Origin of the sequence: Herbaspirillum lusitanum P6-12 (assembly GCF_000256565.1) — a bacterium.
Lineage (GTDB): Bacteria > Pseudomonadota > Gammaproteobacteria > Burkholderiales > Burkholderiaceae_D > Herbaspirillum > Herbaspirillum lusitanum.
The window spans coordinates 1-4637 of the sequence record NZ_AJHH01000421.1 but is presented as its reverse complement, the minus strand read 5'-3'; the positions used below and the strand labels follow the sequence as shown (position 1 = coordinate 4637).

The 4637-nt window shown below is 63.1% G+C and carries 4 protein-coding genes and 2 pseudogenes; 5 read left to right on the top strand and 1 reads right to left on the bottom strand.

Features of this window, described 5'->3' with window-relative positions:
* Both HLUSI_RS28605 and HLUSI_RS0113555 read left to right on the top strand, forming a co-directional pair.
* Positions 1-568: SDR family NAD(P)-dependent oxidoreductase (locus HLUSI_RS28605; RefSeq protein WP_238533999.1), on the top strand; the 568-nt coding region annotated here is incomplete at its 5' end.
* 256 nt (positions 569-824) lie between these two features.
* Positions 825-1304 carry a VOC family protein gene (locus HLUSI_RS0113555; RefSeq protein WP_016834488.1) on the top strand — a complete coding sequence of 160 codons (480 nt, stop codon included), beginning with the start codon at positions 825-827 and terminating at the stop codon, positions 1302-1304.
* Between the two features lie 127 nt (positions 1305-1431).
* Here HLUSI_RS0113555 and HLUSI_RS32695 read toward each other — a convergent pair whose 3' ends face one another.
* Complete coding sequence (locus HLUSI_RS32695) at positions 1432-1572, bottom strand: hypothetical protein (RefSeq protein WP_157137855.1); 141 nt, start codon at positions 1570-1572, stop codon at positions 1432-1434.
* 157 nt (positions 1573-1729) lie between these two features.
* On the opposite strand from HLUSI_RS32695, the pseudogene HLUSI_RS28600 reads away from it, so the two are divergent.
* The 3 genes and pseudogenes from HLUSI_RS28600 to HLUSI_RS32690 form a co-directional block, all read left to right on the top strand.
* Positions 1730-2793: pseudogene (locus tag HLUSI_RS28600) on the top strand (HlyD family secretion protein).
* Entirely contained in the window at positions 2790-4367 is a 1578-nt protein-coding gene (locus HLUSI_RS0113540) for an MDR family MFS transporter (protein WP_016834486.1), read from the top strand. The pseudogene HLUSI_RS28600 and the gene HLUSI_RS0113540 overlap by 4 nt, the downstream one beginning before the upstream one ends.
* Positions 4368-4375: 8 nt before the next feature.
* A pseudogene (locus HLUSI_RS32690) lies at positions 4376-4637 on the top strand (efflux transporter outer membrane subunit); the annotation flags it as partial.

The window sequence follows — 4637 nt, the reverse complement described above, 5'->3', positions numbered from 1 at the left end:
AAGAAGCCGGGGCGATCGACGTCCTGGTCAACAACGCCGGTTGGCCGGCGTTGGCATGCTGGGGCCGTTCGAGAGCACTTCGATGGATGCCGTACGTGAAGTATTTGAAACGAACACCTTCGGTACGATGGCCATGACGCAGGCATTTCTGCCCCAGTTCCGGGCCAGCAGGTCAGGTGTCGTCGTGAATGTGGCTTCGACCGTGACGTTAAAATCCTTGCCGCTGCTTCCCGTCTACACGGCCAGCAAGGCAGCGATTGTTGCATTCACGGCATCTCTGGCGCTGGAGCTGCAGGAATTCAATATCCGCGTAGGCGTGGTGTTGCCGGGAATGGCGCCGGAAACGGCGTTTGCCAGCAACGCACATGCGAGAGTTGCGCAAGCGTTCCCTGAGGATTACGCCGCCACGATGAATGCGGTGCTGTCGGGATTCCAAAATTACACTGGTGCAGTGACGCATTCGGCAGATGTGGCGGAAGCAGTCTGGCAGGTCGTGCAAGACGGTCCGACCGGATTCCGCGTGCCGGCCGGCGCGGATGCGGTGGAATGGTTTAACGAGGTTGGTTAGCGCCAGCGCCGGGACATGGGAATGCGATGTTTGCGGCAACGCAGGCCAGCAAGCCTGCGCCGCGCCATCGCAAGGGAGGGGCAGATCTTGCAGGTGAAATACATCGGCACTATCCTTGAGAAACCGGATCGAAAACAAGCGGGACCGCCATCTGGCATTCTGCATCCGGCAGGAGCGTTGCCGGCGACAGGGGCTCGCGCGGTTCATCTGTCGCATTCGTTTTCCCCTATTTATCTACCCATTCAGGAGACCCGACATGACCAGCAAAAACACACTCTGTCTTTGGTACGACGGCGCCGCGTTGGAGGCCGCGCAGTTCTATGCCGCGACGTTTCCCGACAGCGCCGTCGGCGCAGTCCATCATGCTCCCGGCGATTATCCTTCCGGGAAGGAAGGCGACGTCCTGACGGTGGAGTTCACGGTGCTGGGCATTCCTTGTATCGGACTCAACGGCGGCGCCGCGTTCCGCCATAGCGAGGCATTCTCGTTCCAGATCGCCACCGATGACCAGGAAGAAACCGACCGTCTATGGAATGCGATCGTCGGCAACGGCGGGCAGGAGAGTGCCTGCGGCTGGTGCAAGGACAAGTGGGGCTTGTCGTGGCAGATTTCGCCGCGGGTACTCACGGATGCGGTCATGGGCTCCGACAAGGCTGCCGCCAAACGCGCGTTCGACGCCATGATGAAGATGCGAAAAATTGACGTCGCCGCGATCGAAGCCGCCGTGCGTGGCTGAATTGTTCGCAGCAGGATTTCTTCGTACTGTGGTTTTCAGGTGGACTCGCCCGGGGCCGCCGTCAGTGCACGCCGGACACTCCCGGTAAGGAATTGCTGATTCTCGCGTCAGCGGATTACTGCTTCAATCACTTCTCTTCTTTCAACTCAAGCAGGCGCGCATTCAGCCGCCCCGGCAGCAGCGTCAGCTGCACAATCTCTTCGCTGCTCCAGGCTTTGAATAACTGATCGCCAAATTGCTTGCGCACTGGCTCGGGGGTGCGCAGCACTTTTTTCCCCGATGCTGTCAAAGAAATGAATTTGGCGCCGGGACTCCCGGTCGTTGTGTGCTCGACAAGTCCCGCTGTTTCAAGGCACGCCGATTTGCGAGCCAGGCGAGTCGAATGCCTGCTTTGCTTCAGGAAACCAGTTCAGGATAAAACAAACATGACCGATGCGGTAGACAATCGCCCCGAGGCGACGCAGAACCCTCCAGACGCAGATCCGACGAATGACAAGCCGGCGAACGGCAAGCCGAAGAAAAAAATGAGTCCGCGCGCCAAACTGGTCCTGCGCTCGCTGCTGGTGGTTGTGCTGATCGTGATCGTCGCCTGGTTCATTTATTACGAATTGCGTGGCAAGTATCTGGAGAGCACCAACGATGCCTTCGTCTACGCCGACAGCGTGACGGTCGCGCCGAAGGTCTCCGGCTATGTCGAGCAAGTGTTCGTCGTCGATAACCAGGACGTCAAGGCCGGCCAGCCGCTGGTGCGCATCGATGCACGCGACTACGCCGCGCAGTCCTCGCAGTCGAAGGCGCAGATCGACGCCGCCACCGCCAGCGAAGACGCCGCCAAGGCGCAGCTGCAGGAGCAGAAGGCCGCGATCAGCCAGGCGCAGGCGCAACTGAGTTCGGCGGAAGAAGATGCGCGCTTTGCGGCGTCCGAAGTGGAGCGCTATACACCGCTGGCCGCCGCGCGGCGCTGGAAGCAGCACGACTGCGGGTGCATTCGATCGAGGCGCAGGTGCGCCAGGCACGAGCCCAGGGCGAGACGGCGCGGGCGCAATTCGACGCCGCCAACGTCAATCTCGGATCCACCCAGGTCACTGCCAGCGTGGCCGGCCGCATCGGCGACAAGCAGGTGCGCGTCGGTCAGTTCGTGTCGGCCGGCACGCGCCTGATGACGGTGGTCCCGAGCGACTTTTACGTGGTCGCCAACTTCAAGGAAACCCAGATCGGCAGCATGCGCACCGGCCAGCCGGTGGCGATCAAGGTGGATGCCTTGCCGGGGACAAAATTCAAGGGCCATGTGGAAAGCATCGCTCCCGGCACCGGCGCGCAATTCTCGCTGCTGCCGCCGCAGAACGCCACCGGCAACTTCACCAAGATCGTCCAGCGCGTGCCGGTGCGCATCGCTGTTGACGCTTCGGCGGAAGACCGCAGGATCTTCGTCGCCGGCTTGTCGGTGACGGCCGAAGTCGATACCGCCGCGACGGAGCGTACGCATTGAGCTCGCCGGCCGCCTCACCAGGTACCGGTCAGACATCCGGCCAGACATCCGGTCGGAAAGCCGACGCCAGCGCCTGGCTGGCGGTCGCCGCCGGCACGCTCGGCGCACTGATGGCGACGCTGGACATCTCCATCGTCAATTCTTCGCTGCCCACCATTCAGGGCGAGATCGGCGCCAGCGGCACTGAAGGCACCTGGATCGCCACTGCTTATCTGGTGGCGGAAATCATCATCATCCCGCTGTCTTCCTGGCTGGAAAAACTGCTCGGCTTGCGCACGCTGTTGCTGGCGGCGGCGGGTCTGTTCACGCTGTTCTCGGTGATGTGCGGACTGTCGACCACGTTGCCGATGATGATCGTCGGCCGCATCGGCCAGGGCTTCACCGGCGGCGCGCTGATTCCGACCGCCATGACCATCATCGCCACGCGCCTGCCGCGCGAACAGCAGCCGGTCGGCAACGCCTTGTTCGGCGCCACCGCGATCCTCGGCCCGGTGCTCGGCCCGGTGCTGGGCGGCTGGCTGACCGAGAACGTCAGCTGGCATTATTCCTTCTTCCTCAACGTGCCGGTCGGCATCGCGCTGATCACCTTGTTGCTGGTCGCGGTGCCGTATGAACGGCCGAAGGTCGAGCTACTGGCCGAGGCCGACTGGCTCGGCATCCTCGGGATGGCGCTTGGCCTCGGCGGCCTGACGGTGGTGCTGGAGGAGGGCGAACGCGAACAGTGGTTTTCCTCGCCGGACATCCGCTGGCTGGCGGTCGTCTCTCTGCTCGGCTTCATCCTGCTCGCCATCGGCCAGTGGCGGGCCAGACATCCGGTGATTCAGTTGCGGTTATTGCGCGATCGCCAGTTCGGATCGGTGGCGTTGATGGCGATGGCGGTCGGCGTGGCCTTGTACGGCACGGCGTACGTGATTCCGCAATTCCTCGCCGGCATCGCCGGCTACAACTCGCTGCAGTCGGGCGTGATCGTGCTGCTGTCGGGCGTGCCGATGATCTTGATGATGCCGTTCACACCCTTGCTGATGCGCACCGTCGACATCCGGCTGGCGGTTGGCGTCGGCTTGCTGTTGCTGGCGGCGAGCGCCTTCATGGAAACCGATCTCAGTCCCCTGTCGTACGGCGGCTCGTTCGTGGCTTCGCAACTGATGCGCGGCATCGGCACGGTGCTGGCGATGCTGTTCCTGAACCAGGCGGCGATCCGGTCAGTGCCGGCGTCGCAGGCCGGTGATGCGGCGGGTATCTACAGCGCCGCGCGTAATCTGGGCGGCTCGCTGGCGTTGGCCAGCATCGCCGTGATTCAGGATCAGCGGCTGTGGCTGCACAGCCGCCGCCTTGAAGAAAGCATTTCCGCCAACGCCGAGCTGGTGCAATCGAGCATGGCGACGCAGGCGCATCTGCTGGGCGGGCCAGACATCGCGATACGCCTGCTCGGTTCCACCATCCAGATGCAGGCGCTGACGATGACTTACGCCGACCTGTTCTGGCTGCTGGGCGTGGCGATCCTGTGCATCACGCCGCTGGTGCTGTTCTTGCGGCCTTTGCCGACCAACGCCGCACCGGTTGCGGCTCATTGAAAAACATCATGCGAACATTTCCTCTCTCTCAACTTGTCTCACTCGCGTGCGTCGCGGCACTGGCCGGTTGCGCATTCGGCCCCGAATACGCAGGACCGCCCGATGCCGCTCCGGCGGCATTGCAATCGGGCCGTTTCGTGCGCGCTCAGGATGCCGCCAGCGCGGAAGCACCCGTCAATCGCTGGTGGGAAGCGCTCGGAGATCCGGTGCTCAACGATCTGGTGCAGCGCGCGCTCGACGCCAATCCCAATCTCGGCATCGCCCGCGCGC